Source organism: Gordonia hongkongensis (assembly GCF_023078355.1).
Taxonomy (GTDB): Bacteria; Actinomycetota; Actinomycetes; order Mycobacteriales; family Mycobacteriaceae; genus Gordonia; species Gordonia hongkongensis.
The window spans coordinates 171,458-196,694 of sequence record NZ_CP095552.1 but is presented as its reverse complement, the minus strand read 5'-3'; the positions used below and the strand labels follow the sequence as shown (position 1 = coordinate 196,694).

The window sequence follows — 25,237 nt, the reverse complement described above, 5'->3', positions numbered from 1 at the left end:
CCGTGGCCACCGCGTCCCCCGATCGGTGGACGTGCCGTTCACCCCACCCATCACCCGGTCAGCGGAATCCCTTCACGCCCCATCCCCGGCAGAGTCAGTGGTGTCACCAACACAACCCCCACACCACACCGGAGCCCACCATGAAAACCACCACCCGCATCGCCACCGCCACCCTCGGACTCGCCGCCGCCACCGGCATCGCCCTCGGCGCCGCCGGAGCAGCCCACGCCGGCACCCTACCCATCACCCGACCCGGCGAACCCACCGTCGCCATGACCATCACCAACCACACCGACAAGCCCGAATACCTCCAAGGCGCCAACGCCGACGGCGGCCAATGGATCAACGCACCCCAACACATCCTCTACCCCGGAGCCACCGAAACCATCACCGCCACCGCACCCTTCACCAACCACCTCGACGTCAACGCCATCTACCGCATCGGCGCCTTCGGCCCCACCGCCAACTACCAACTCACCAACCACCCCCACAACGTCAACACCGCCATGAGCAGCATCTGGGGACCCCACGCCCAGAACTACTGGATGAACAACCACATCGACACCGGATACCCACAGGTCAACGTCGGCTTCGACCAGTGGTGAGGTCGAACACGTGGTGAGAAGGAGGAAGGAGATGGGTTCGGGGGCGGGTCGCCCGCCCCCGAACCCCGCCACTTCCACCATATGTCGACGACGGGGGCTTGCCGCAAGGCCCTGGTGGCCGTGCACAATCGCTCGACGACGACCGAGACGCAGGAGGCCATCGATGCCCGAGAGTGCAGACCACCCCGACATGGCGGGTACCCCGGAACGATTCCGGGTGCACGAGTCCGGGGCCTACTTCCACGGCACCCGCGCCGACCTCCGGGTGGGCGACTTCCTGACCCCCGGTCACCGATCGAACTACCGGCGCGAGCACATCTCGAACTACGTCTACATGACGAAGGTGCTCGACGGCGCGGTGCTCGCGGCCGAGATGGCGGTGGGTGACGGGCGCCCCCGGGTCTACGTCGTGGAACCCCAGGACGACGTACACGACGATCCGAACGTCACCGACAAGAAGTTTCCCGGCAACCCCACCCATTCCTACCGGAGCGCCCAGCCGGTCCGGGTCGTCGGCGAGATGATCGACTGGGTGGGACATTCGCCGGAATACCTCCGACAGTTCCGCGCAGGATTGGAAGCACTCCGGCAGCGGGGCGAAGCGGTTCTGTACGACTAGCCGGCCGTCACGACATTCTCGCCGCGACGGCGGCGCTCCGCGACCGGTCATCGGCCGCGGAGCGCCTGCTGCAGAGTCGAACTCACGGATCAGGGAAAGATGTTCTCCAGCGATCCGAAGGCTCCGCCGGCACCCGATGCGGCGAAGTTGGTGGTGCAGCCGTTGAACGAGACGTTGTCGACACTGACCTTGCCGGTCTTTTCGTTGGGCTGACTGGAGATTCCGTAGTGGTCGACCACGGTGGTGTGGCCCTCTGAATTGGCGGCCTTCACCAGATCATCCAGGGTGGCGTTGGTGCCTCTCTTGATCGTGCCGAGATCTCGGGTGGACCACCACTGGTCAGATCCGCCGGCATCCGCCTTGCCCGCACCAGCCGGCGCGGTCCAGACGAGCGTCGCAAATCCATTGCTCTCACCGGAGTTGGCCCCGGTCACGCGGAGTTGCCAGTTCGCCTGCCCGTCGGACTTGTTGAACGTGAGCGGCTTCGTGATGGCCTCCGTCAGCTTGAGCTGCCCGGCACTCTTGTACGACGCCTGGCGCGGTGTCTGCTCTGTCGTCACGAACTCGAGAGACCCGTCCTGATCAACAACATTGGTCGCCGTCACCTTGCCGGCCTGGCCGCGCTCGTCACCGAACGTGTTGCCCCACCCCGCCGGATTGGCCGGAGTGGAGACCGTGGCACAGTTCGCCTCCGATACGGGGGCTGCTGTTGCCACCGCGGGAGCGATCAGAGCCGCGACCCCGAGGGTCGCGCCAGCCGTCGTCACACGAATGAGATTTCTTCGCACTGGTTCTTTCCTCCTTTGTCGTTCGGGTCCATCGAACTCCCGCAAGCTAACAAAGGGATTAATCAGATACCAGCGCGATTAAAGGCATCTGAATGAGGAACACCTTTACACAGCGAACCTGACCTGCACGCACAGTGCATCAGTGGACCATGTCGCATGTTCGCTTTTAAATCCGGAAATCCCGGCTATCTGCCTATTCCGCACCACCCGGTGACTGTGCGCCGAATCCCATTGACTGTGCATCGAATTTCGTTGACTGTGTGCCGTATTTCGTCAATTGGACTCGTGGACTCAGAGCGTCGTCGCAATCCCACCGTCGACCGGAATGACCGTCCCGGTGAGGTAACAGCCGGCGCGGCTGGCGAGGTACACGACCGTGCCGATCATGTCGTCGGCTCGACCGATACGGCCCAACGGCGATGCTGCCGCGACTTCTTCGCCCAGCTCGGCCAGGATCGGTGCCATCATCTTGGACTCGAAAGGCCCGGGCGCAATGGCGTTCACGGTGACGTGACGCGGTCCGAGGTCCCGCGCGAGATGCCGCGTCAGCTGATGGACGGCCGCCTTGCTCGACGAGTAGGAGTACGACGCGGTGCGCGGCACCCGGATCCCGTCGACACTGCCGATCATGATCACCCGCGACGGGTTCTCGGCCGTCGCAGAACCGGTCAGCAACGGCAGCAGCGTCTGCGTGAGCACGAACGGCGTCTGGACGTTGAGTTTCAGCACCCGGTCCCAGGCGGAGTCCGGGAACTCTTCGAGGGGCGCACCCCAGGTCGCGCCGGCGTTGTTCACCAGGACGTCGAGGGTGTCGGTGTCCGACGCCACCTGCTGCGCGAGGGTTCGTGCGCCCTCGGGCGTCGACAGATTCGCCTGTAACGCAGTCAGTCCCGCGGCGCGCGCCTCGGCGAGCGCGTCGTCGTTGCGACCGGTGATGAGGACCCGGGCCCCGCGGTTGTGCAGTCCGTGGGCGATCATCGCCCCGATACCCGACGTCCCGCCGGTCACCAGCACGGTCTTACCACTCACATCGAACAGGTCAGAAGTCATCGTCGTCGGTACCTCGGTGCTCGTTTCTCCAGGAAGGCGGCGGTCGCCTCGCCCCGATCTTCGGTCATAGCCGTGATCATCTGCTGTCGGTTCTCGAATTCGACCGTGGCACTGAGTCATTCCGTCCCGGAAGACCGCCCCACAGAAACGGACAGACAACATATCGCTCGCGCCGGGCCGCTGTCGGGCGGTTTTCAGCACAGGCGGCGCGAGCCTGCCTACCGATACCCAGCCGCGCGGAGGGCAGCCATCAGTTCCGACCGTGATCCGGCGTCGAGCCGGCGTCGGATCCGGGCGACGTGATGCTCGACGGTCTTTGCCGAGATGTACAGGCGCTCACCGATTTCCCGGTAGGTGAAACCCTGCAGCAGCTCGTGGGCGACCTCGGCTTCGCGACCGGTGAGCGGCCCGCCGACCTGTGGAGTCAGCCGCCGATCTTCACCGGCCGAGCGAGCGGTGTCCAGGAGGCCGGCCGCGGTCGCGGGATCGTCGGCGCGAGACGCGGCCATACCCGCGAGACGCGCTGCCTCCCAGTGTAATCCGATGCTCCGTAGCGCTTCGACGGCGGCGGTGACGGGTTCCGTTGATTCGCCGGCGTCGTTCAGCGCGACCCAGGCGCGCGCACCGGTCGACAACGACCCGGCCGTGCGGTTCTGCGCCGCGGCGAGGTCGAGACGAGTCAACCGGTGCGCCACAGCGGACTGGTCGCGCGTGATGGCAACGGCTTGGACGCCCGCGAAGTCCCACGACGCCGACCACGCCGGGGTCGCCAAGATCCGCGAGCAACCGGTCGGCTGCGTGCACATGCCGCGCAATCGCGGGAATCTGACCCAGTCGCGCTGCGGCGATCCAGAACTCGCCGAGCGGACGCAGCAGGTAGAGGTCCACCTCGATGGCGGCGAGGAGCGACAGGCCGTCCTGCCACGCGGCCGACAGCGCGGACAGGTCACCGTGGCGCCGGGCCAACCCGAGCCGGATGGCCTGCACCCGAAAGCGTTCGGACATCCCCTGCGGTTCCGCCGTCGGGAGCAGACGCGCCGCCGCTTCGAGATCGCCGACGGTGAGCGCGGCCTCGGCGTCGAGAATGGTGCGGGCCGGCTCCGCCGCCACCGTCCGGATCGATTGCGCGGCAACGGTGTCGCCGAGGTTCAGCGCCACCGCGGCGGCCGCGTGCAGAATTCGGGCCGCAGACGGGTCTCGGGATGATGTCGCCCCTGCCGAGATCCCCCGGACCACGGCGTCGACCGCGTCGCCGGGACTCATCTCGGCCGTGTCGTCGAGGGTGGCGAGCAGCCCGCGGACCACCAGCGACCGTGTGGCCCGACTCGCCACCGGCGCGCGGCCACGATCGGCCGCGCCGATGGCCGTGGCTGCCGCACGGTCGCCGACCGCGAGCAGGGCGACGGCAGCCGACAACGACTGCGATGCAGAAAGATCGGATCCCGTCCAGCGGTACAGGTCGGCGGCGTGCGAAGCGAGTCCGCGACGCGCTGCAACTGCGGCGGCGAGCTCCACCCACTCCGCGACCCATTCGTCTGTGGGTGCGGCCGTTTCCAGCCGGCGGTCGGCCGCGGCACCCGCACCGTCGAGATCTCCCGACGCCAGGGCGCGCTGGGCCATCAGGAGCCGGACGTCATCACGCCCCGGCTCCACCCGATCGGCGGCCTGCAGGAGGACCACCGCCCGCGCAGCAGTCGCGTCGACCGCGCCGGCCAGCAGCGCGTCGACGACTCGCGGGTCGTCGACACCGGCCTCGGCCGCGAGCAGCGCGGTGTCGGGGGTGAGCTCGGTCGCACGCAGTCCGAGGACGACCGAGTTGCGTCGTAGCTCGTCGATCCGCTTGTCTCCCAGCACATCACGCAGTGGCCCGGCCGCAGCCGAGACGAAGACGTCCGCGCCGCGTAACAGGCCGCACCCGCGAGCCCGGTCGACCGCCTCGAGCGCGGCGGCTCGGTCGATGCCCGCCGCTTCGGCGACGCTGTCGGGGTCGAGGGGCGCCCGGACCGAGGCGAGGGCCAGCACCGCGAGCGTGAGCGGATCGAGTCCGCGCAGCAGCCGATGGTGCCACTCGCGGGACACCCGATCGACGACGGCGATTTCGTCGGCCCCCGGCTCGTCGAGGACGCGCGAGGCGCTGCTCGAAGTGCTCCGGAGCGCCCGCAGCACAATGTCGATGGGAGCTCGCGCACCGCCACAGCGTCGACGGATCAGCGATGCCGTGGTCGGCGCGAGGGTCAGCCCGGCGCGGGTCGCGCGGGTCAGGACATCGGCGGTTCCGAGCGCCTCGAGTTCGAGGACCGCGCCGAACGGTCGGGCGCGGTCGCGCAACCGGCGGACGTTCGGGTCCAGTTCCCGCGGTTCGATCGTGGCGATCAGCCCGATCGTTCCCGCGTCGAGCATGCCCAGCGCGGTCTCGAACATGGCCACCGGCCACAGATGCATGTCGTCGGCCAGCACGAACACGGGACCCGCGCCGTCCGCGACGGGCAGCCCCACACTCACCGGGAGGTCCAGTCGTCGGAGTTGTTCGTGCACGGCGTTCAGCAGTGCCGAGCGTCCGCTGCCGGGGGTGCCGACGGCCACGGCGCACAGCGGATGGCCCGCCTGCGCGCGATCGACGATGCTCGCCACCCACGACGAGGTGCGCGACGCGGCCGAGGACGGGTCCGGACGGTCACCGATCGTGGAGACCGGTGTCGTCGGGGTCATCGAACGGTCCAGGGGTGACCGGGGAGTCAACGGATTCAGCAGTCGATGCCGACGACGCCGGTGACGCCGCACAGCACCCGGCCGGTGCCGTCGAGGACCCCGCCCGGGGTGATGCCGCCACCGCCGGTGTCCGGTTCGGGGTAGTCCGGCGCCGGTGCAGGCGCTGGTGCCGGAGCGGGCGCCGGCGCTGGTGCTGGTGCTGGTGCGGGCGCTGGAGCAGGCGCGGGCGCCGGTGCAGGCCGGCCGGGGGTGCTTCCGGGCGCAGGGGCGCCGGCAGACGGGGCGCCCGCAGACGGGGCGCCGGCCGCGGTCCGCCGCGGCGCATCGGTTGCGGTGCCCGGAGCCCGGGTTCCCGTACCGGTCACCGGTGCTGCGGTGGTCCCGGGACGCGCACCGGTCGCGGTGGTGCCCGGGGCGCCACCGGGGTTCTGCGTCGAGGTGGCCGTGGTGGTCGCCGCTCCCGCGGGTGGGGGCGTCGCCTCGCCGACCGAACCGACGAGTCCGGTGCCGACGGAGAGTCCGGTTGCGGTGACGAGCGCCAGTGCGGCGGCGCCGACCGTGATCAGGGTGCCGCGCTTGCGGCGCGAGAACCGGGGAGCGGGCTCGGCGACCGGGGTGCTCGGAGCCGGGACGATCTCGCGGAGCGGCCGCTCCTCGGGCGCGGCCGAGACGAGGGCCGCGGTCGTGGCGGCGGCCGGAGCCATCGCCGACCGGCGCGCGGCAAGCGTCGTGCCCGCCATCAGCGCGCCGCCGGCTGCCGAGGCGGACGCGGGATCGGGGTCTCCGACGACCGGCAGACGCAGGGTCGAGGACAGCATCTCGGTGACGAGCGGGATCGCCGCACCGCCGCCACCGAGCAGGACCGCGGTCACCCCGGCCGGCTTCATCCCGGGGGCCGCGTGCGCGCCCGACGAGTCATGGCCGACGGCGGACGCGGAGACCGCTTCACGAACCAGCGCGACCGCCTCCATGACCGGTGCGCGCAGCAGGTCCTCGATGTCGTCGCGGACCAGCCGCGCCTCGGTGCTTACCTGCCCGATCCGCACGTCGACGACGGTGTCGGTGTCCACCGACAGAGACTCCTTGGCCCGGCGGCACTCTTCCCGCAGCCGGTTCACGTCGTCGAGGATCGCGCCGTTCCGGGCCGGGTCGGCCAGACCTGCGTCGACCTCGGCGCCGGCACCGGTCACCCGCAGGGTGTGCGCCAGCAGCAAACGGTCGAACTCGTTGCCGCTCACGGTGTCCAGATGCAGCGGACGGCCGATCGGGGCCGGATCGGAACCGGTGGTCAGGACAGAGACGGTGAGCCCCCCGGCGCCGAGATCGCAGACGACGACCGCGCCGTCGCCGAAGGCGCCCTCGGCGTGTTCGGTTGCGGCCAGGGTCGCCCGTGACTCGGTCACCCAGGTGATCGCGTCCGCCGGCACCGAGTCGGGGTGGGCGGCAAGCGCCGCCCGGGCCTCGTCGACGGCCTGATCGGACCAGTTGTCGGGGTGCACGACGGTCAGGTGCACGTCGTCGGACGGTGCTGAGTCGACGCTGGTCGTGCCGAGGTCGAGCCGGGCGACCAGCGCCGCGACCGCGTCGGCGTAGAGGTCGGCGGCCGCGATCGTGCGGCCGTGGTCGTCGAGCATCGGGACCGGGTCGCCGACCCGTCCGAGGAAGTCGTCGGCATCCACCAGAGCGGACGTCTCGACCGAGACCGCGCCCTCCCAGGACTGTTCCGAGGCGGCTACCGCCACGCTGTTCGCGGACCCGATCTTCACACCGATCCCGATGGCCATGACGCTCACTCCTGTTCGCACCTGCAGACGGTGGGCGGTGACGGTGCCGCGTCGTGCGGGCAATCCGTCGATGTCACGTGCCCCGGCCCCGGCGGCGCACTTCACCCAGTGTGTCGCGGACCGGCCCCCTGGTGTTAGCCCTGGCCGGGGATTAGGGGGAAAGTCCCGACCCCCCTATGCCGGCGGCGCCCGGACCCCGGACCCCGGTCGAAATCCCCCTGGGGGGATGACCCACCCCCGGTCGTCGGCAGGACTGGGGATTTACCCCGATGTCGTCGGGCCCCGAAGTCCATACGGTCGAACTCGACACGGGATCGAACTGCGATCTCCCCGACGCAAGGAACGACGCCATGGCGACCAACGCGGTACTCGACTTCATCCTCGGTCTGCTTCGCGACGAGGAATCCTTCAACGCCTACTGCGGCAATCCCCAGGCCGCGATCGATCGCGCCGGACTCACCGGCGTCACCCCCGCCGACATCTCCGCAGCCGCCCCGCTGGTCGCCGGAGGCGGTCTGGCCGCGGGCGGCGGCCTCGGTGCGATCATCGGTGCCGGCGGCGGGGCGGTCGGCGGCGGCGTGATCGGCGGCGGCGCGGTCGGTGGCGGCGTGATCGGCGGCGGTGGCGTCGGAGTCGGCCTGGGCGGCCTGGAGTTCGGCGACATCAACGTCGGCGGCGGAGACGTCAACCTCGGTGACGTGAACCTCGGCGGCATCGGTGGGCTCGAACTGGGCGACCTCGACCTCGGTGGACTCGATCTGGGTGGACTCGATCTGGGTGGAATCGATCTGGGCGACATCGACTTCGGCGGTCTCCTCGGCGGCATCGGACTGGGCGACATCGACCTCTCGGGTCTGTCCCTGGCCGATCTCGACCTCGGCGGTATCGCATTCGGTGACCTCGACCTCGCGGGCCAGCTGGCCGTCGCCCTGGGCGCGGCGCTGTCCGCGGGCCTGGGCGCCGGCGGCGCGATCGCCGCGCAGTTCGGTGCCGCGCTGGGAGCCGCGCTCGAGACGGTCGTCGACGGTGGCCTCGAGCTCGCCGCAGGCATCGGACCGGTCATCGCCGGGACGCTGGCCGGTGCGATCGGCGCCGAGGGCGCCCTGGTCGCCCAGCTCGGGGCTTCGCTCGACGCACTCCTCGCCGCAGGCGCCGACCTCGGGCTCGGACTCGGGGGCGGTCTCGCCGCGCAGCTGTCGGCGGCGCTCGAACTGGGTGGCGAACTCGCCGGCTCGTTCGGCGCGACGCTGGGCGGTCTGCTCGGCGCCACGATCGGCGCGGGCGGCGCACTCGGCGCCGACCTCGCGGCCGCGCTCGGTGCCGGTCTCGGTGCGGGCGGCGCGCTCTCGGCGGTACTCACCGGCGCGCTCGGTCTCGGCGCCGAACTGTCCGGCGACCTGGCCGCCGCGCTGACCTCCACTCTCGATGTCGCGGGTGACCTCTCGGCGACGCTGTCGGGTCTGCTCGACGCGCAGGCCATCGCCGACCTGTCCGGTGAACTCAGCGCCACCCTCAGCGGCGCTCTCAGCTCGACCCTGGCCGCGGGCGGCACCGCTGCCGCCTCCGTCGGCACCGCACTCGGTGTGGCCCTGACGTCGACGGCCGCGGCGACCGGCGGACTGGTCCTGACCGGCGCGGCCGGCGCGAACGCCGTCCTCGGTGGCGCCCTGACCGCCGTCCTCGGTGTCGGCGGCGGCGCTCAGGCCGGACTCGCCGCGGCGCTCGAATCCGTCCTCGAAGCCGGCGGGATCGTCGACGTCGAGGCGCTGCTCGAAGCCGGCGGCGATCTCGGCACGACTCTCGCCGGCGCTCTGGCCGCCGGCCTCGAAGTCGGTGGCGAAGCCGCCGCCGGTCTCGGTGCGGCCCTGGGCGGCACGCTGGCCGCAGCCCTCGAAGGTGGCCTGGCCGCCGATCTGACTGCCGGACTCGGCGGTGCCCTCGAAACCGGTCTCGGTCTCGGCGGTGCCCTCGGAGCCGGTGTCGGCGGCGCACTCGAAGCGGGACTGGGACTCGGTGCCGGACTGGGCGCGGGTCTCGGTGGCGCGGTCGAGGGCGCTCTCGGCGGCGGCCTCGGGGTCGTGGGCGGTCTCGGCACCGAACTCGGAGCCGCGCTCAACGGACTGTTGTCGGCCGGCGCCGGCCTCGACACCGCGCTGAGCACCGTGCTCACCGGCGTCCTCGGTGCTGCCGCGGGCGCCGACCTGGGGGCCGCGCTGGGTGGCGCACTCGAACTGGGCGGCGTCCTCGGCGCCGACCTCACGGGTCTGCTCGAGGGCGGCCTGGCCACCGACCTGGCCGCGCAACTGGGCGCGATCGTCGGTGGCGGCGGTGAGCTCGCGGGCGAACTCGGCGCCACCCTGGGCGGCGTGCTGGGCGCGGCCGCAGGCATCGAGGGCATCCTCGACGCCGCCGCCGGTGCCGGCCTGAACGTCGGCGAACTGCTGGCCGCGGACCTCGGCGGTGCACTCGGCGTCGACGGCGCCCTCATCACACAGCTGGGCGGGGCGCTGGACGCCGCACTCGACGCCGGCGCGGGACTGGGCCTGGTGACCGAGACCGCCGCCGACCTCGGCGGAACCCTCGAGGCCGTGCTGGCTGCGGGCGGGGATGTGGGTGCCGACCTCGGCGCGTCTCTCGGCGCCGTCCTCGGGACCGCGCTGAGCGGTGAGCTGGGTGGTTCGCTGGCCGGCCAGCTGGCGGGCGGGGCCGAACTCCCGGCAGCCCTCAGCACCGTTCTCAGCTCCGCACTCGACGTGGATCTGTCGGCCACCGACGGCCTCGTCGCGACCCTGGACTCGACCCTGGAGGCGACGGGTGGCCTGGGCGGGGCGCTGACCGGCGAACTCGAGGCGATCGTCAACCCGAGCCTCATCCTCTCCCCCGAGGGCACCATCACCGTGGGCGGACCGCTCCTGGTCACCGAAACCCTCGGCGGCACAGTGGTCGACAGTCTCACCGGCAACCTGGGCGCGGGCACACTGGCCGGCCTGGGCACCGTCGCCGAGACCGGCACGGACCTGGTCGCCGGGCTGGACAGCACTCTGCAGGGCGGCCTGGAGGGGACCCTCGAGACCGGACTCGCCGGCCTGGGCGCCGGGCTCGGCGAGGCCGATCTGGGCGCCACCGCCGGTCCGGTTCTCGACGGTGCTCTCGGCGCCGGCGCAGGCGTGGGCGGAGGCCTCGGTGGGGATCTCGGTCTGGGCGGCGACCTCGGCCTGGGCGGTGCGCTCGACACCGAGCTGCCCGCGGAGGTCACCTCTGAACTGACCACCGCGATCTCCGGCACGGCCGGCGGCGCGGTGGACGTGGTCGGCGACGCCGCGGGCTCACTCGAGGCCGGGGTCGGCGGCACCCTCGACACGACCACCGACATCGTCGGTGGGGTGACCGGTGGTCTGACCGGCGGCGCAGTGGCCGGTGGTGGCGTGGACGCCGGCGGCGGTGCCGGCGCGGACGGCGGCCTGGACCTGGGCGGCGTGACCGACACCGGTGCCGAACTCGGCGGCGCGGTCGACACCACCGTCGGCGGCGCGGTCGACTCGACCGTCGGCGGCGTGGCCGACACGACCGCCGACCTCACCGGCGGATTGACCGGCGGTCTCACCGGAGGCCTGACCGGTGGCCTCGGTGGCGACACAGACACCGGGATCGGCGTCAACACCCCGGACGCCGGACCCGACGCCGACTGACCGGGTCACGTCGGCAAACCCGCCCCGGGACCGTCCCGCGCTCCAGCAACCCTGGACGTGGGCCGGCCCCGGGGCGGTCCTCGTCCGGCCCCGCCTTCGCCCGGCATGCTCGCACGCACCGCCCGAACGAGTGCGGAGCCCCGGCGATGCCGACCGGACGGGCCGACTCACCGCTACCGTGAGGACACCATGACCACTCCACCCGCCGAACCACCTCGCGTCGGCCGGCACGCCGCCGATCGGGACGCACCTGATCCCGCCCCCATCTGGAAGGCAGCAGCCCCGACCGCACCGGCACACGCCGCTGCCCCGCCCCGGCCACCCGCGACCACGGCCCCAGCCCCGGCGACCCCGGCAGTGGCGACCCCGGCACGGACGCAGGTGCCGAACACCATCGGCGACCTGCTGACCACGATGTCCGAGGTGGCCCGGGAGGCGGGCCGTAACGATCTCGTCAGTCGCCTCGACGGCGCACGCACCCGGATCACCGACCCCCGCCTGCGGATCGTCGTGGTGGGTCAGCTGAAACAGGGCAAGAGCTCGTTCGTCAACGCACTGCTCAACCTGGACGTGTGCTCGGTCGGCGACGACGAGACGACCGCGGTGCCGACGGTCATCTCGCACGCCGCGCAACCGTCGGCCCATCTCATCGTCGACGGCCCGGCCGCCGACAACCGCATCCCGGTGCCGATGGACGCCATCGCCGGCATCACCCCGGACTCCCCGCTCGCCGGTGGCCGCGAAGTGCTCCGGCTCGAGATCGAGGCACCCGGCCCGTTGCTCGCCGACGGCCTCGTCCTCGTCGACACCCCCGGCGTCGGCGGCCACGGACACCCTTATGCCGCAGCGACTCTGGGTATGGTCGCGGCAGCCGACGCGGTACTCGTCGTGTCGGATGCCAGCCAGGAGTTCACCGCGCCGGAGATGTCCTTCCTCCAGCAGGTCGCCGGACTGTGCCCGACCATCGCGTGCCTCATCACGAAGACCGACCTGTACCCGCACTGGCGCGCCATCGTCGACGCCGACCGCACCCATCTGCAGACCGCGGACCTCGACATCCCGCTGTTGCCCGTCTCATCGGTGCTGCGCACCCACGCGCTGCGGCTCGGCGACGAGAAACTCAACGCGGAGGCCGGGTTCCTCGATCTGTACCGGTACCTGCGCGAGCGCGTGGTGTCCACCGCACGGCAGGCGACCCGCACGACCGTCGCCACCGATCTGCGGGTCGTCAGCGAACACCTCGCGCTCACCCTGGGCAGCGAACTCGCCGCCCTGCGCGATCCGGAGACCGCCGGCCGCGCTGTCGGCGCACTCCGGGAGGCCAAGTCCGATGCGGAGGCCATGCGGCGTCAGTCCGCTCAGTGGCAGCAGACGCTGGCCGACGGCATCGCCGACCTCGCGGCCGACATCGACCACGACCTGCGGGACCGTCTCCGCGCGGTGACCCGGGAAGCCGAACGGGCCATCGACGAGGGCGATCCGGGGGTCGACTGGGAACAGTTGAGCGAGTGGCTGGCCGATCAGACCGCCGCCGTCATCGGTGACAACTTCGTCTGGGCGCATGAACGATCGGTGTGGCTCGCCGAGCGGGTGGCCGACCACTTCGCGGCGGCCGGCCAGAACTCGCTGCCCGACATCGACGTCGCCGATCTGACCGGTGTGCTCGATTCCGTGGCCGAGCTCGCCGAACTCGACAGCGGCAGAGTCGGTCTCGCCCAGAAGCTGTTGATCGGCATGCGCGGGTCGTACGGCGGTGTGCTGATGTTCGGACTCATCTCGACGATGGTCGGCATGGCGCTCATCAACCCGGTGTCCGTGGGCGCCGGACTGCTCCTGGGCACCAAGGCGTACCGGGATGACAAGGAGGCGAAGGTCCTCGAACGCCGCGCCAAGGCGAAGGTCGCGGTGCGCGCGTTCACCGACGACGTCAGCTTCCAGGTCGGCAAGGAATCCCGCGATCGGTTGCGCGTCATCCAGCGAGTCCTCCGCGATCACTTCACCTCGGTCGCCGAACAGACCGCACGCTCGATCTCGGAATCCCTCAGTGCCGCACAGTCTGCCGCGACCCTCGCCGATTCGGAGCGATCCGGGCGCGTCGCCGAACTCGAGTCCCGGCTCACCGCGGTCGCCGCGCTGCGCAAGGCCGCCGATCATCTCGACCCGGACGAACCCGCCGCGGAGCTTCCGCGCCGATGACCGACATCGCCCGCGCCCGAGGGTTTCTCGACGCCACCCGCACCGCCCTCGCCGACGACCCGCACGCACAGGCCGAGCTCGACGTGTGCGCCCACCGGTTGTATCAGCCGGTGCGGGTCGCCCTGGCCGGTTCGCTCAAAGCAGGCAAGTCAACGCTGCTGAACGCCCTTGTGGGACAGGACATCGCCCCCACCGATGCCACCGAGTGCACGCGGGTCGTCACCTGGTACCGCAACGGCCGGTCGCCGTCGGTCACCGCACACGTCGACGACGGCCGCGCGGTGGGCATCCCGGTGACCCGCATCGATGGTCGGCTCGGCTTCGATTTCGGGCGGCTCACCGCCGATCGTGTCGACCGCCTGGATGTCGAATGGCCCGCGCGTGCCCTACAGTCGACGACCATCGTCGACACCCCGGGCACGGCGTCGTTGTCGACGGAGTTGTCCGCGTCGACAATCCGGCTCCTCACCCCGACGACGGCCAGTCCGGCGTCGACGCCGTCGTCTACCTGTTGCGTTCGCTGACCGCCACCGACACAACGATGCTGCGCCGCATCGGGTCGGCCATCGGCGGATCGTCGGGCCCGCTGGGTGTCATCGGCGTCGTCTCCCGCGCGGACGAGCTCGGTGCCGGCCGGATGGATGCGATGATCTCCGCGCACCAGATCGCCGGACGGTTCGCCGGCGAGCTCGAACGCACGGGCCTGTGCCAGGCGGTCGTGCCGGTGGCGGGACTGCTGGCACTGGCCGCCCGCACCATGCGGGAGGTCGAGTTCCGCGCGCTGGCACAGCTGGCCGCGACCCCGGCGCCCGACCTCGAGGCGGCCCTGCTGACGATGGACCGGTTCTCCCGGCCGGACATCCTGCCCGACATACCCGCGGAGCTCCGGCGCTCGCTGGCCGAACGCTTCGGCGCCTTCGGCATCCGGATGGCGGTCACGCTCATCCGGTTCGGTGCGAGCTCCTCGTCGGCGCTGGCCGCCGAACTCGTCGAGCGCAGCGGACTCTCGGAGTTGAGCGCCATCATCGACACCCAGTTCGGGCAGCGCGCGGACCAGCTCAAGTCCCATTCGGCGCTGGTGACGATGGATCACCTCCTGGCCGCGTCATCGTCGGCGGGGGCGCGTGACGTCCGGGCCGCGGTTCGCCGGGAACTCGCGGACGTCCACGGTTTCCGAGAGCTGCGTCTGCTCGGCACCATCCGGGCCGGGGGCGTCGACCTCCCCGCTGACCAGACGGCCGAGATCACCCGGCTCATCGGCGGGTCGGGCATCGATCCCGCGGCCCGCCTCGGACTGCCCGCGACCGCCGACGTGTACACACTGCGGGACGCCGCGATCGACGCCGCGCGGACCTGGCGGGCACGTGCCGGCCACCCGCTCCTCGCGCCGGCCTCGGCGTCGGCATGTCAGGTCGCGGTGCGTAGTGCCGAGGGTATCGTCGCCCAACTCGGTGAGGCGGTCCGGAGCGGCGGCCATGGTTTCAGCGCAGGGATGCCGTGACCGACCGGGTGTAGGACGCTCCGGTGGCGACGACCGCGACAAGCGCGGCCGCCGCCGGAACCCACTGGGCGACAACCGGCAAACCGGCGTCGGAGAGTGCTGTCGCGGACGGGTTGACCGTGAGATGGAAGGCCACAGCGCCCGCCACCGCGACGACGGCGCCGACCGTCAGGATGCTCCGGCCGGACCGTCGACTGTCCCAGAGTCGCGCGGACCCGTACAGCCCGAGGAGCACGACGACCAGTGCGATCGCCCCGCCCACCATCAACGAGATGTCCACGGCGCGTGCGGCATCGGTCCCGCTGCCCGGATTGGTCCGGACGAGATCGGCGGCCAGAACGGCCCGAATGTCGTTCAGCGACACCAGCGTCAGGCCGACGGTCACCACGACCAGGGCCACCGACACCAACCAGCCGAGGATCACATAGCGAGTGACCGGGGAGCGTCCGACCGGCCGCTGCGGGCGCAGCGGCGTGACGGCGACGCGCGGGCGGGGAGGCGGAGAGCCGTCGGCGTTCGACATCCCTCGATGGTAGTTGCCTGCGCGTTCCGCTACCCCGAACCGGCGCAACCTCGGATCATCGTTCTCGAAGCCGCCCCGCGACCACCACCGCATGTCCCCCGATCGGTGGAGGCACCATTCACCCGCTCGATCACCCGGTCAGCGGAATCCCCCGACCACCCATCCCCGGCAGAGTCAGTGGTGTCACCAACACAACCCCCACACCACACCGGAGCCCACCATGAAAACCACCACCCGCATCGCCACCGCCACCCTCGGACTCGTCGCCGCCACCGGCATCGCCCTCGGCGCCGCCGGCGCAGCCCACGCCGGCACCCTACCCATCACCCGACCCGGCGAACCCACCGTCGCCATGACCATCACCAACCACACCGACAAGCCCGAATACCTCCAAGGCGCCAACACCGACGGCGGCCAATGGATCAACGCACCCCAACACATCCTCTACCCCGGCGCCACCGAAACCATCACCGCCACCGCACCCTTCACCAACCACCTCGACGTCAACGCCATCTACCGCATCGGCGCCTTCGGCCCCACCGCCAACTACCAACTCACCAACCACCCCCACAACGTCAACACCGCCATGAGCAGCATCTGGGGACCCCACGCCCAGAACTACTGGATGAACAACCACATCGACACCGGATACCCCCAGGTCAACGTCGGCTTCGACCAGTGGTGACACACCGCGGACAAACGCAGAATGCGTCGTGGGTACCGGTTTCCGGTACCTACGACGCATTCTGTGTGGGTCGGACCTCAGGGGCCGGCGGTGGCCCCCGTCAGTGGTGGCGACGTCGCCAGCAGGTCGTTCTCCTCGTCGGTGAAAGCCCGTGCCCGCGAGAGGAAACGAACCCCTTCCGGTGCCTCGAGACTGAATCCGGCACCGCGGCCTTTCACGACGTCGAGGATCAACTGGGTGTGTTTCCACAGCTCGAACTGGTCACCGTTGATCCAGACCCGAACGGCCGGAATGGGTTCGGGTAATTCGATCTCGCCGACCAGCACGTCTCGCTGGCCCACGCGATACTCCCCGACCGGATAACACATCGGGGCCGAGCCGTCACAGCACCCACCGGACTGGTGGATCATGAGGCCGCCGTGCAGCTCCGACAACTTGGTCAGGAGCTGCACGGCGGAGTCTGTGGCGACCACGCGATCAGGAACACTCTGCTCGGCGGTCATCGTCAATCACCTTTCGTCTGCTCCCTGAGGTGCGAGGAGCGCGACCCCTCCGCTCCCTGAGGTGCGAGGAGCGCTAGCGACGAGCCTCGAAGGGCTCGACGGGTCAGAAGAAACCCTTGGCGCTCTGAGCGTAACCGACCAGGAGGTTCTTGGTCTGCTGGTAGTGCTCGAGCATCATGAGGTGGTTCTCGCGACCGATACCGGACTGCTTGTAGCCGCCGAAGGCAGCGTGTGCCGGGTAGTCGTGGTAGGTGTTCGTCCACACCCGGCCGGCCTGGATCTCGCGGCCGGCCCGGTAGGCGGTCGCGCCGTCGCGGCTCCACACTCCGGCGCCGAGTCCGTAGAGGGTGTCGTTGGCGATGTGCATGGCGTCGGCGAAGTCCTTGAAGGTGGTGACCGCCAGAACCGGGCCGAAGATCTCTTCCTGGAAGATGCGCATCTTGTTGTTGCCCTGGAAGACAGTCGGTTTGATGTAGAAGCCCTCCGACAGGTCACCGCCGAGATCCGCCGCCTCGCCGCCGATCAGCACCTCGGCACCCTCGTCCTTGCCGATGGCAAGGTAGGAGGAGATCTTCTCGAACTGATCGTTCGAGGCCTGCGCGCCCATCATGGTGTCGGTGTCGAGGGGGTTGCCCTGCTTGATCTTTCCGACGCGGTCGACGGCCTTGGCGATGAACTCGTCGTAGATGTCCTGCTGGATCAGCGCACGGCTGGGGCAGGTGCACACCTCGCCCTGGTTGAGCGCGAACATCGAGAAGCCTTCCAGCGCACGGTCGAGGAACCCGTCGTCGGCGGACATCACGTCGTTGAAGAAGATGTTGGGGCTCTTGCCACCGAGTTCGAGGGTGACCGGGATCAGGTTCTCCGACGCGTACTGCATGATGAGCCGGCCGGTGGTGGTCTCACCGGTGAACGCGATCTTGCGGATGCGGTTGCTCGAGGCGAGCGGCTTGCCCGCCTCGACGCCGAATCCGTTGACCACGTTGAGGACTCCGGCGGGGAGCAGGTCGCTGATGAGGCTGACCAGGTACAGGATCGACGCGGGCGTCTGCTCGGCGGGCTTGAGCACCACCGCGTTACCCGCGGCGAGGGCGGGTGCCAGCTTCCACACTGCCATCAGGATCGGGAAGTTCCAGGGGATGATCTGGCCGACGACGCCGAGCGGCTCGTGGAAGTGGTAGGCGACGGTGTCCTCGTCGACCTCGGAGATCGACCCCTCCTGGGCGCGCAGCGCGCCGGCGAAGTAGCGGAAGTGGTCGATGGCCAGCGGGAGGTCGGCGGCGAGGGTCTCGCGGACGGCCTTGCCGTTGTCCCAGGTCTCGGCGACGGCCAGCTTCTCGAGGTTTTCCTCCATGCGATCGGCGATGCGCAGCAGGGCGAGCGAGCGCTCGGCGACGGGGGTCTTGCCCCATCCGGGTGCGGCCTTGTGTGCGGCGTCGAGCGCGAGGTCGATGTCCTCGGCGGTCGAGCGGGCCACCTCGCAGAACACCTTGCCGTCGACGGGCGACGGGTTCTCGAAGTACTGACCCTTCACCGGCGGGGTCCACTGTCCGCCGATCCAGTTGTCGTAACGCGACTCGTAGCTCATCACCGAGCCATCGGCACCCGGCTTTGCGAAGACGGTCATGGTTGCTCCTTGCGTGTGGGCCTCAGCTGAGGACGCTCTGCGGATGTCACACGGGACACCGAGGGCGTCCGTTGTGATCTGTTCCACACATTAGGGGCGGGTTGGTTGCACGTGCGTTGCACGTCGGCCACCTGCGGTTCATGCAGTTCAGGCCGCTAGGCTCCGTACCTCTTGTCCAAGAGCCGGATGCGGCCGCCGACGACGGCCCGGTCGGGATCGCCCACGGGTAGGCGATGCTCGAGGCGGCGCCACGCGGCGAGGTCGTCACGACCGTGCGTCGATGACGTCCAGCGGCGCAACGCTGCGACGTCGCCGCCGGCGAAGAGACGCGACCGCAGGTCCTCGCGGAGTTCCTCGAAGATCTCGACGATCCCCGGTGCGGTCGATTCGGCGAGCAACCCGCCGCGGCCGAGGTCATCGACGACCGACGCGAGGTCCGAACCCGACGAGATGCGCGACCGGAGATCGTCGACGTCGGAGGTGATGTCGAGTGTGAGCCGGTACGGCCGGCTCGCGACGACGTCGGCACCGAGGTCGCGGCGGAGTCGGGAGATCTCGGCCCGCACGGTGACCGGGTCGAGCCCGTCCTCGGCCAGCTTCAACGCGAGCTGTTCGGTGTTCAGACCTTCCGGAAACGCTTGCAGCAGAACGAGGATCTCGGCGTGCCGGCGCGACAGGGTGCGGGCGCCGGGCCCGTCGGCGGCGCGATGCCAGCGTCCCGGACCGTCACCGAGCACGGCGAGGTGGGCCGCGGCCCGCGGGCCCGGTGCCGGGTCGAAGGTGGCCGGGTCGGCGAGATCGACGGCGCCCGCCCGCAATTCGCGCTCGACAGCGGCGACGACCGACCGGACCGCCGCCAGCGCGAACGGCGCCGCGACCTCGCGCCCGCCGGTCACGTCGATGACACCGATCACGTGCCCGGTCAGCGGGTCGTGCACGGGCGCCGCCGCACAACTCCACTCCTGGACGGGTCCGGCGAAGTGCTCGGGCCCGACCACCTGCACGCTCCGATCCACGGCCAGTGCCAGTCCGGGGGCGTTGGTGCCGACGACCTCCTCGCTCCACACCGAGCCCTCGACGAAGTCGATGTGGCCCGCGCGATCACGAGCGGCCGAGTCGCCCTCGATCCACAGCAGACGCCCGGACTGGTCGGTCAGTGCGACGACGACCCCCGTGTCGGCGATGGCGTCGACCATCAGGGACTGCACCAACGGCCGGACGGCTGTGATGGGATGCGCGGCGCGGTAGGCGGCGAACTCCGCAGGCGACATCGTGGAGGCACGATCGCCGTTCGGGGTCGCGTCGCTGGGGTCCACTCCGCCGGTCAGGGACCTCGCCCACGAGTCGCGGACGATCGACCGAACCGCATCGGCCGGCGGATTGCCGCCGGAGAGGAAGTCCTCGTACGCCCGGCGGATGCGCGTGGCCACCGAAGCCGCGTCCGTCATGCACCCTCCGTACGATCAGCCGAGTCGATTGCCCGATATGTCGACGATTCTGCCTGCCGCGGTGTGATCTCGGCAACAACCACCGAGGTCGTCGTCGTTGCGCCCCGCTCGACGTACCCGGCCTAGCCGAACCGCGCGGAGAACGTCCGCGGGGTCATACCGGTGACTGTCTTGAAGTCACGCACGAAGTGCGCCTCGTCGGCGTAGGACAGCTCCGCCGCGAGCGAGGCGAGCGTTCCCGACCGGTCGCGCAACCGCTCAGCCGCCTCGTGGAGCCGTCGACGTTGGATGAGCCACTTCGGGGTGAGACCGAGACGACGCCGGGTCAGCCGCTGCAGGCTGCGTTCGGTGAGGTGAAATCGCTCGCAGATCTGCGCGACCGCCACCACCGACGAATCGGTTTCCACGTACTCCACGATCGCGTTGATCAGCCGGCCGTCGTCGTCGAGCGGGAGATACGACCGCAGCCAGTCCTCGACGCGGTCGGTCGCAGAACGCTGGGTCGCCTCGACGCCGGGTTCGACTGCCATCACCGACCGCACCGACCGCTCGAGGTCGGTGCCCCGGTCGCCGAAGACCTCGGACAGTTCGGCATGCCGATCGGTCCATTTCCCGACATCGCCGGTCAGCACTCCCCCGGCTCCCGGCGTGAGCATCACCCCGACTGCCCAGCCGTCGCCGGTCAGCACCGTCTCCGACAACCCGGTCACCACGCCGTAGAAGCGGGCGTAGGTGTTGCTGACGACGATGAGGCAGACGGGGTACTGCAGGACGCGCTGCGGCGCCTCCGCCCCGGGCGGGACCCACCACACCGGCACCCAGAAGCGGCGCACCAGTTCGTCCAGATCGGGGCTCGGCGCCCACCGTCCGATGCGGAAGCTCGCGTCCGACGGGTCGATGAGGTGCGCGCGCTCGACGTCGTCGAGCCGCGCCGGATTGTCGGGTTTCATCAATCACCGTCCCGTGGTCTCGCGGTTGACTCTCATCATGACCGCAATCAACGACACCTCACCATTGCTCGACCACTACGTCCGCCTCGCCGACGGCTTCGCCACCGTCCTCGATGACGCGCCCGCCGGCACCTGGACCGCGGACTCGCCGTGCGAGGGATGGACCGGACGCGACGTCGTCGGCCACGTCATCGACACCCAGCGCGAGTTCTTCTCCCGCCACGACATCGATGCCGGACCGGCACCCTCGCTCGACGACCCGGCCGCCGCCTGGCACACCCACCGCGACACCGTCGCCGGACTGCTCGCCGACCCGACCGTCGGCGAACACACCTTCGACGGACACTTCGGACCGACGACGATCGGCGAGACCCTCATCCGCTTCTACGGTTTCGACATGGTCGCCCACCGCTGGGACATCGCCCGCGCAGCCGGTACCGACCATCGGTTCTCCGACGACGACCTGTCCGAGATGGAAGCCGCCGTCGACGGTTTCGGCGATGCGATCTACTCCGAAGGCGTGTGCCGCAAGGTCGAGATCCCGGCCGGCGCCGATCGTCAGACGACGCTGCTCGCCCGTTTGGGTCGCGTCGCGTCCTGAGGTCCCTGCGGGGACCAGACGGCCCCTTCTGCCCCCTGAGGTGCGAGCCTCCCCTTGCTCCCTGCGGTGCGAGCCTCCCCAAGCTCCCTGCGGTGCGAGTCTCCTCTTGCTCCCTGAGGTGCGAGCCTCCTTGCTCCCTGCGGTGCGAGTCTCCTCTTGCTCCCTGAGGTGCGAGGAGCGATAGCGACGAGCCTCGAAGGGCCTGGTGAGCGTGCCTCACCAGGACCCTTCGTGACGCGGCCTCCGCAAGCTCCGGCCGCTCCTCAGGGAGCGGGGGCGGGCCCGCACGCACCGAGGGAGCGGTGCGCAGAACTCACGGAATCCAGCCGTTGTGCCGCGGGTAGCGCGCGCGGAGGTGGCCGTAGACGTAGGTGCTCGCGAGCAGTGCGATGCCGGCACCGATCGACGGCCAGAGGAACGCGTTGTCGAGCGAATCGCGGACCGCCGCGACGGCCCAGCCGATCACGAACAGCACGAGCGCGATGGTCGCCAGAATGCGGATCACGAGGACGACCGTGGCGAGCACCGCCCACACCGCCTCACGCGCCCGCCCCGGACTTCCCGCCACGACGGTCATCGTAATGTCGGGCCGGGCCGCGGGCAGGCCTCGCGCGTCTCGCATTTGTCCCCACCGGTCGGCGCCGCATGGACAATGGTGGGATGAAGACCATCCTCAACGTCATCTGGCTCGTCCTGTGCGGACTGTGGATGGCGATCGGCTACGTCGTCGCCGGCATCATCTGCTGCATCCTGATCATCACGATCCCGTTCGGCATCGCCTCGTTCCGGATGGCGAGCTACGCGCTCTGGCCCTTCGGACGAACTGTCATCCGCAAGCCGACCGCGGGCGTCGCGTCGACCATCGGCAACGTCATCTGGATCATCGTGGCCGGGTTGTGGCTCGCGATCGGGCACATCACCACCGGCATCGCGATGTGCCTCACGATCATCGGCATCCCCCTCGGCATCGCGAGTTTCAAGATGGTGCCGGTGTCGCTTCTGCCCCTCGGCGCCGAGATCGTCCCGACCGATCAGCAGATGCCCGGCGGTACGCCGGTGCGGATGTGATCCACCGAACGTCGCGCTGACCTCCCCCGACCCATCCGTCACCCAACCCATCCGGGACGCCGATGGATCCGAACAGGTGGCATGACACTCGGGTCCCAGACTGACGTCGCGAGCGCGTGGCCCGGCACGGACGCGACGCTGCCGCCGGTGGCGACCGCCTGTCTCTCGCTGTACGCGACCGGCGCCCGACTCCACCAGGAGTCGTTCAGCCGACGGCCCGAGTACCCCGGACACCATCCGCGCACGTCATACTTCTTGCCGCAGCCTCGTTGCCTCCGGGCCCACGCGGAAACGTGACGCCCGCTCGCCGAGAGCGGCGTTCGGGGGGACAGCAACAGATCGTTCGACGACGGCAGGAGGCACGTGATGGCTGATCATCTCGATCCCGACGCTGCCGAATTGCTGGAGATGGCACCGCTGGTCGCGCTCGACGCATTGTCCGCCGACGAACTGCGCGACGTCCAGGCTCGGGTCGCGGCCGCGCCGCAGGATCTTCAGACCTTGTTCGACAAGCAGGTCCGCGCGACCCGCGAGGCGCTGGCCGCGATGAGCAAGACGACGGCCACGCCGCCCCCGCCGACGCTCCGTGATCGCATCCTCTCCGCTGCGCGTGCCGACGCAGGTCTCGACGCGCCGGAGGTCGCCGGCCCGGGCGCCGAGGCGCCGACCGGGCCGGGATCGCCCCCGCCGCAGCAGCAATCCGCTCCCGCGGCGACCGACCCGAGCGTTCCCGCCCCCGTGACGCCGACGCTCGAATCGGACGACCGACGGCGCCTGCCTCGCCGCTGGACGTATCTCGCCGCCGCGGCGGTGGCGGCCGTCGCCATCGGCGCCGCCGGGTGGGTCATGGGAGAGTCGAGCTCGCCGGAACCGGAGGTCCGCCCACTCGCCTCACCGGCCGAACAGGTCTTCTCCGCGGAGGACCTGCGGTCGACGGGCGGCCCGGTAGCGACCGGCAATGTCACCGTCTATCTCGCCAAGTCGGCGGATACCGGTGTACTGGTGATGGATTCGGTCCCGCCACCACAGCCGGGGACCGTCTACCAGATGTGGCTCATCGGGCCGGGCGGCGCTCGCTCAGCCGGCACGATGACCGACCAGGAGGTCGAACCGGTCACCACCGCCGTGCTCTCCGGGATCAACGACGCCTCCACGCTCGCGTTCACCGTCGAACCGCCCGGCGGTTCGGACCGTCCCACCACCACCCCTGTCGCCCAGCTGTCGTTGCTCTGAGCATCTCGCCGAAAACCACCCTGTGGAACCGGACACGCGACGCATCGTCGGCTGTCCGTTTCCTACGGGTGGTTTTCGGACTCACTTCAACAGCGCGCGGATCGCCTCGATGCTGTCGGCTTGCGCGGGAGTCTTGTCCGGGCGGTAACGCACCACGCGCGCGAAGCGCAGCGCGACTCCGCCCGGATATCTCGAACTCCGTTGCGCACCATCGAGTTCGATCTCGACGACGATCTCCGGACGCAGGTACACCGTGTACGAGTCCCGGTGCGTCTCGTGCTTCGGGAACTCCTCGGTCTGCCAGCGCAACAGCTCGTCCGTCAGGCCCTTGAACGTCTTGCCGACCATCACGAGCTCGCCCGTCTCGGGATCGCGGGCGCCGAGATGCAGATTCGACAGCCACCCCGACCGCCGGCCCGAGCCCCATTCGGCGCCGAGCACCACCAGGTCGAACGTGTGCGTCGGTTTGACCTTCTGCCACGCCTTTCCGCGGCGTCCGGCCACGTACAGGCCGGCGAGCGATTTCACCATCACGCCCTCGTGGCCGTCGGCCAGCGCGGCGTCGAAGTGGCTGCGGGCCTCCTCGACGCTCGGCCGGGTGACCGCGGGGATTCGCAACTGCGGCGCGATCGAGTCGATCGCAGCGAGCCGCTCGGACAGCGGCCGGTCGATGAGGTCGACGCCGTCGAGATGCAGGCAGTCGAAGAAGAACGGCTTGAGCAGGCGTTCGGGTTCGCCGGCCGCGGTGGGTCCAGAGCCGAAGCGGCTCATGGTGTCCTGGAACGACCGTGGGCGCCCGTCGTCGGAGAGCATCAACGTCTCGCCGTCGAGGATGACCGAATCGCAGGGCAGGGAGGCGATCACCGAGACGAGGTCGGGGACGTTCGCCGTCACGTCGCGCAGCGTGCGGGTGAACACCGAGATCTCGGCTCCGTTGCGGTGCACCTGGATTCGGGCACCGTCGAGCTTGTAGTCGACGACGAGGTCGGGCCCGAGGAGCGTAAGCGCGGAGTCGAGGTCGTCGGCGGGTGTCGCGAGCATCGGTTCGACGGCGCGTCCGACCTCCAGGCCGACCCCCGCCAGCGACTCCGCGCCGAACCGGGCCAGCGCGGCGGTGACCGGCAGCGAACCGGTCAGCATGTTCGCGCGGCGCACGAGAGCCAGATCCTGGCCGGTGACCTTCGCGATGGCGTCGGTCATGACACCGGCCAGCGCCCCCTGCCGCAATTCACCGGTGAGCAGTGCCACGAGGAACTTCTGCTCGGACTCGGTCGACGCGGCGAACAACGACGCGATGATCTCGCCGCGCCGCTTCGTCGAACCCGGACCCGACGCGGACGCGAGCTCGCCGAGCGCGGCGTCGACGGCAGCAACCTCGAGGGTCGGCGAATCGGCCGGTGGTGCCATCAGTTTGGACAGCGACCGCCACCCGACGCCGAGCCGGCCCTGCGGGATCTCCCCCGACAGCCAGGCGACGACGACCGGCAGTTCCTCGTCGGTCGCCTGGGAGAGCGCCTCGGCGAGCACCGTCGTCTTCCGTATCCGCGACCGGTCTCGCGCGACATCCGCGGAGGTCTCGACGACGTCGATCAGCCTCATGTCGCCTCACCTGCTGCCGGACGCGCATTCACCTGTCCGACGGTACGCCGAGCCCCCGA

At 70.3% G+C, this 25,237-nt stretch carries 20 protein-coding genes and 1 pseudogene; 9 read left to right on the top strand and 12 right to left on the bottom strand.

The window, feature by feature from the left end:
- Positions 1-140 precede the first annotated feature (140 nt).
- Complete coding sequence (locus MVF96_RS00960; RefSeq protein WP_058253389.1) at positions 141-605, top strand: hypothetical protein; 465 nt, start codon at positions 141-143, stop codon at positions 603-605.
- A 190-nt stretch (positions 606-795) separates the two neighbouring features.
- Positions 796-1,224, top strand: coding sequence for an NAD(+)--rifampin ADP-ribosyltransferase (gene arr / locus MVF96_RS00955; protein ID WP_159371769.1), 429 nt, complete (start codon positions 796-798; stop codon positions 1,222-1,224).
- Between the two features lie 89 nt (positions 1,225-1,313).
- Here arr and MVF96_RS00950 read toward each other — a convergent pair whose 3' ends face one another.
- The 5 genes from MVF96_RS00950 to MVF96_RS00930 all read right to left on the bottom strand — a co-directional run bounded on the left by MVF96_RS00950 (position 1,314) and on the right by MVF96_RS00930 (position 7,555).
- Positions 1,314-1,991: a hypothetical protein gene (locus MVF96_RS00950; RefSeq protein ID WP_247450841.1), complete on the bottom strand. Its 678-nt coding sequence runs from the start codon at positions 1,989-1,991 to the stop codon at positions 1,314-1,316.
- Positions 1,992-2,303: 312 nt separating this feature from the next.
- Positions 2,304-3,062 carry an SDR family oxidoreductase gene (locus MVF96_RS00945; RefSeq protein WP_247450839.1) on the bottom strand — a complete coding sequence of 253 codons (759 nt, stop codon included), beginning with the start codon at positions 3,060-3,062 and terminating at the stop codon, positions 2,304-2,306.
- 218 nt (positions 3,063-3,280) lie between these two features.
- On the bottom strand, positions 3,281-3,571 hold the full coding sequence (locus MVF96_RS00940; protein ID WP_247450837.1) for a helix-turn-helix domain-containing protein: 291 nt from the start codon (positions 3,569-3,571) through the stop codon (positions 3,281-3,283).
- A complete protein-coding gene (locus MVF96_RS00935; protein ID WP_247450835.1) occupies positions 3,501-5,771 on the bottom strand; it encodes a LuxR family transcriptional regulator in 2,271 nt (756 codons plus the stop codon). Before MVF96_RS00935 ends, MVF96_RS00940 begins: the two co-directional genes overlap by 71 nt.
- Positions 5,772-5,806: 35 nt before the next feature.
- Positions 5,807-7,555, bottom strand: coding sequence for an Hsp70 family protein (locus tag MVF96_RS00930; RefSeq protein ID WP_247450833.1), 1,749 nt, complete (start codon positions 7,553-7,555; stop codon positions 5,807-5,809).
- A 350-nt stretch (positions 7,556-7,905) separates the two neighbouring features.
- Between MVF96_RS00930 and MVF96_RS24465 the strand changes: the two genes are divergently transcribed.
- From MVF96_RS24465 to MVF96_RS00910, 3 genes and pseudogenes are all read left to right on the top strand, one after another.
- Entirely contained in the window at positions 7,906-11,244 is a 3,339-nt protein-coding gene (locus MVF96_RS24465; protein WP_272498756.1) for an IniB N-terminal domain-containing protein, read from the top strand.
- 189 nt (positions 11,245-11,433) lie between these two features.
- Positions 11,434-13,440: a dynamin family protein gene (locus MVF96_RS00915; RefSeq protein ID WP_247450831.1), complete on the top strand. Its 2,007-nt coding sequence runs from the start codon at positions 11,434-11,436 to the stop codon at positions 13,438-13,440.
- Positions 13,437-14,941 (top strand): annotated as a pseudogene (locus tag MVF96_RS00910) (dynamin family protein). Before MVF96_RS00915 ends, MVF96_RS00910 begins: the two are co-directional and overlap by 4 nt.
- Here MVF96_RS00910 and MVF96_RS00905 read toward each other — a convergent pair.
- A complete protein-coding gene (locus MVF96_RS00905; protein ID WP_068971385.1) occupies positions 14,922-15,464 on the bottom strand; it encodes a hypothetical protein in 543 nt (180 codons plus the stop codon). The pseudogene MVF96_RS00910 and the gene MVF96_RS00905 overlap by 20 nt on opposite strands.
- A gap of 220 nt (positions 15,465-15,684) precedes the next feature.
- Between MVF96_RS00905 and MVF96_RS00900 the strand changes: the two genes are divergently transcribed.
- Entirely contained in the window at positions 15,685-16,149 is a 465-nt protein-coding gene (locus MVF96_RS00900) for a hypothetical protein (protein ID WP_247450829.1), read from the top strand.
- A gap of 77 nt (positions 16,150-16,226) precedes the next feature.
- Here the strand turns inward: MVF96_RS00900 and MVF96_RS00895 are convergent, their stop codons facing one another.
- The 4 genes from MVF96_RS00895 to MVF96_RS00880 form a co-directional block, all read right to left on the bottom strand.
- On the bottom strand, positions 16,227-16,652 hold the full coding sequence (locus MVF96_RS00895) for a DUF779 domain-containing protein (RefSeq protein WP_058253390.1): 426 nt from the start codon (positions 16,650-16,652) through the stop codon (positions 16,227-16,229).
- Between the two features lie 103 nt (positions 16,653-16,755).
- Positions 16,756-18,279, bottom strand: a complete 1,524-nt coding sequence (adh, locus tag MVF96_RS00890; protein WP_058253391.1) for an aldehyde dehydrogenase — start codon at positions 18,277-18,279, stop codon at positions 16,756-16,758.
- A gap of 155 nt (positions 18,280-18,434) precedes the next feature.
- On the bottom strand, positions 18,435-19,727 hold the full coding sequence (locus MVF96_RS00885; RefSeq protein ID WP_247450827.1) for a GAF domain-containing protein: 1,293 nt from the start codon (positions 19,725-19,727) through the stop codon (positions 18,435-18,437).
- 122 nt (positions 19,728-19,849) lie between these two features.
- Positions 19,850-20,677 carry a helix-turn-helix domain-containing protein gene (locus tag MVF96_RS00880; RefSeq protein ID WP_058253393.1) on the bottom strand — a complete coding sequence of 276 codons (828 nt, stop codon included), beginning with the start codon at positions 20,675-20,677 and terminating at the stop codon, positions 19,850-19,852.
- A 37-nt stretch (positions 20,678-20,714) separates the two neighbouring features.
- On the opposite strand from MVF96_RS00880, the gene MVF96_RS00875 reads away from it, so the two are divergent.
- Positions 20,715-21,278: a maleylpyruvate isomerase family mycothiol-dependent enzyme gene (locus tag MVF96_RS00875; RefSeq protein ID WP_247450825.1), complete on the top strand. Its 564-nt coding sequence runs from the start codon at positions 20,715-20,717 to the stop codon at positions 21,276-21,278.
- 313 nt (positions 21,279-21,591) lie between these two features.
- Here MVF96_RS00875 and MVF96_RS00870 read toward each other — a convergent pair whose 3' ends face one another.
- Positions 21,592-21,855, bottom strand: coding sequence for a hypothetical protein (locus MVF96_RS00870; protein ID WP_065631320.1), 264 nt, complete (start codon positions 21,853-21,855; stop codon positions 21,592-21,594).
- Between the two features lie 83 nt (positions 21,856-21,938).
- Here MVF96_RS00870 and MVF96_RS00865 point away from each other — a divergent pair, with 83 nt between their 5' ends.
- Together MVF96_RS00865 and MVF96_RS00860 are read left to right on the top strand one after the other, a co-directional pair.
- Entirely contained in the window at positions 21,939-22,346 is a 408-nt protein-coding gene (locus MVF96_RS00865; protein ID WP_065631321.1) for a YccF domain-containing protein, read from the top strand.
- Between the two features lie 366 nt (positions 22,347-22,712).
- Complete coding sequence (locus MVF96_RS00860) at positions 22,713-23,579, top strand: anti-sigma factor (protein WP_247450823.1); 867 nt, start codon at positions 22,713-22,715, stop codon at positions 23,577-23,579.
- A gap of 81 nt (positions 23,580-23,660) precedes the next feature.
- Here the strand turns inward: MVF96_RS00860 and MVF96_RS00855 are convergent, their stop codons facing one another.
- Positions 23,661-25,178 (bottom strand): ATP-dependent DNA ligase, encoded by a 1,518-nt coding sequence (locus tag MVF96_RS00855; RefSeq protein WP_159369761.1) that lies wholly within the window; start codon positions 25,176-25,178, stop codon positions 23,661-23,663.
- Positions 25,179-25,237: the final 59 nt, after the last annotated feature.

What these genes read in the sequence shown, in the direction of transcription:
- MVF96_RS00960 (WP_058253389.1), top strand. Translation starts at nt 141, where the DNA reads ATGAAAACCACCACCCGCATCGCCACCGCCACCCTCGGACTCGCCGCC.
- arr (WP_159371769.1), top strand. Translation starts at nt 796, where the DNA reads ATGGCGGGTACCCCGGAACGATTCCGGGTGCACGAGTCCGGGGCCTAC.
- MVF96_RS00945 (WP_247450839.1), bottom strand. Translation starts at nt 3,062, where the DNA reads ATGACTTCTGACCTGTTCGATGTGAGTGGTAAGACCGTGCTGGTGACC.
- MVF96_RS00940 (WP_247450837.1), bottom strand. Translation starts at nt 3,571, where the DNA reads ATGGCCGCGTCTCGCGCCGACGATCCCGCGACCGCGGCCGGCCTCCTG.
- MVF96_RS00935 (WP_247450835.1), bottom strand. Translation starts at nt 5,771, where the DNA reads ATGACCCCGACGACACCGGTCTCCACGATCGGTGACCGTCCGGACCCG.
- MVF96_RS00930 (WP_247450833.1), bottom strand. Translation starts at nt 7,555, where the DNA reads ATGGCCATCGGGATCGGTGTGAAGATCGGGTCCGCGAACAGCGTGGCG.
- MVF96_RS24465 (WP_272498756.1), top strand. Translation starts at nt 7,906, where the DNA reads ATGGCGACCAACGCGGTACTCGACTTCATCCTCGGTCTGCTTCGCGAC.
- MVF96_RS00915 (WP_247450831.1), top strand. Translation starts at nt 11,434, where the DNA reads ATGACCACTCCACCCGCCGAACCACCTCGCGTCGGCCGGCACGCCGCC.
- MVF96_RS00905 (WP_068971385.1), bottom strand. Translation starts at nt 15,464, where the DNA reads ATGTCGAACGCCGACGGCTCTCCGCCTCCCCGCCCGCGCGTCGCCGTC.
- MVF96_RS00900 (WP_247450829.1), top strand. Translation starts at nt 15,685, where the DNA reads ATGAAAACCACCACCCGCATCGCCACCGCCACCCTCGGACTCGTCGCC.
- MVF96_RS00895 (WP_058253390.1), bottom strand. Translation starts at nt 16,652, where the DNA reads ATGACCGCCGAGCAGAGTGTTCCTGATCGCGTGGTCGCCACAGACTCC.
- adh (WP_058253391.1), bottom strand. Translation starts at nt 18,279, where the DNA reads ATGACCGTCTTCGCAAAGCCGGGTGCCGATGGCTCGGTGATGAGCTAC.
- MVF96_RS00885 (WP_247450827.1), bottom strand. Translation starts at nt 19,727, where the DNA reads ATGACGGACGCGGCTTCGGTGGCCACGCGCATCCGCCGGGCGTACGAG.
- MVF96_RS00880 (WP_058253393.1), bottom strand. Translation starts at nt 20,677, where the DNA reads ATGAAACCCGACAATCCGGCGCGGCTCGACGACGTCGAGCGCGCGCAC.
- MVF96_RS00875 (WP_247450825.1), top strand. Translation starts at nt 20,715, where the DNA reads ATGACCGCAATCAACGACACCTCACCATTGCTCGACCACTACGTCCGC.
- MVF96_RS00870 (WP_065631320.1), bottom strand. Translation starts at nt 21,855, where the DNA reads ATGACCGTCGTGGCGGGAAGTCCGGGGCGGGCGCGTGAGGCGGTGTGG.
- MVF96_RS00865 (WP_065631321.1), top strand. Translation starts at nt 21,939, where the DNA reads ATGAAGACCATCCTCAACGTCATCTGGCTCGTCCTGTGCGGACTGTGG.
- MVF96_RS00860 (WP_247450823.1), top strand. Translation starts at nt 22,713, where the DNA reads ATGGCTGATCATCTCGATCCCGACGCTGCCGAATTGCTGGAGATGGCA.
- MVF96_RS00855 (WP_159369761.1), bottom strand. Translation starts at nt 25,178, where the DNA reads ATGAGGCTGATCGACGTCGTCGAGACCTCCGCGGATGTCGCGCGAGAC.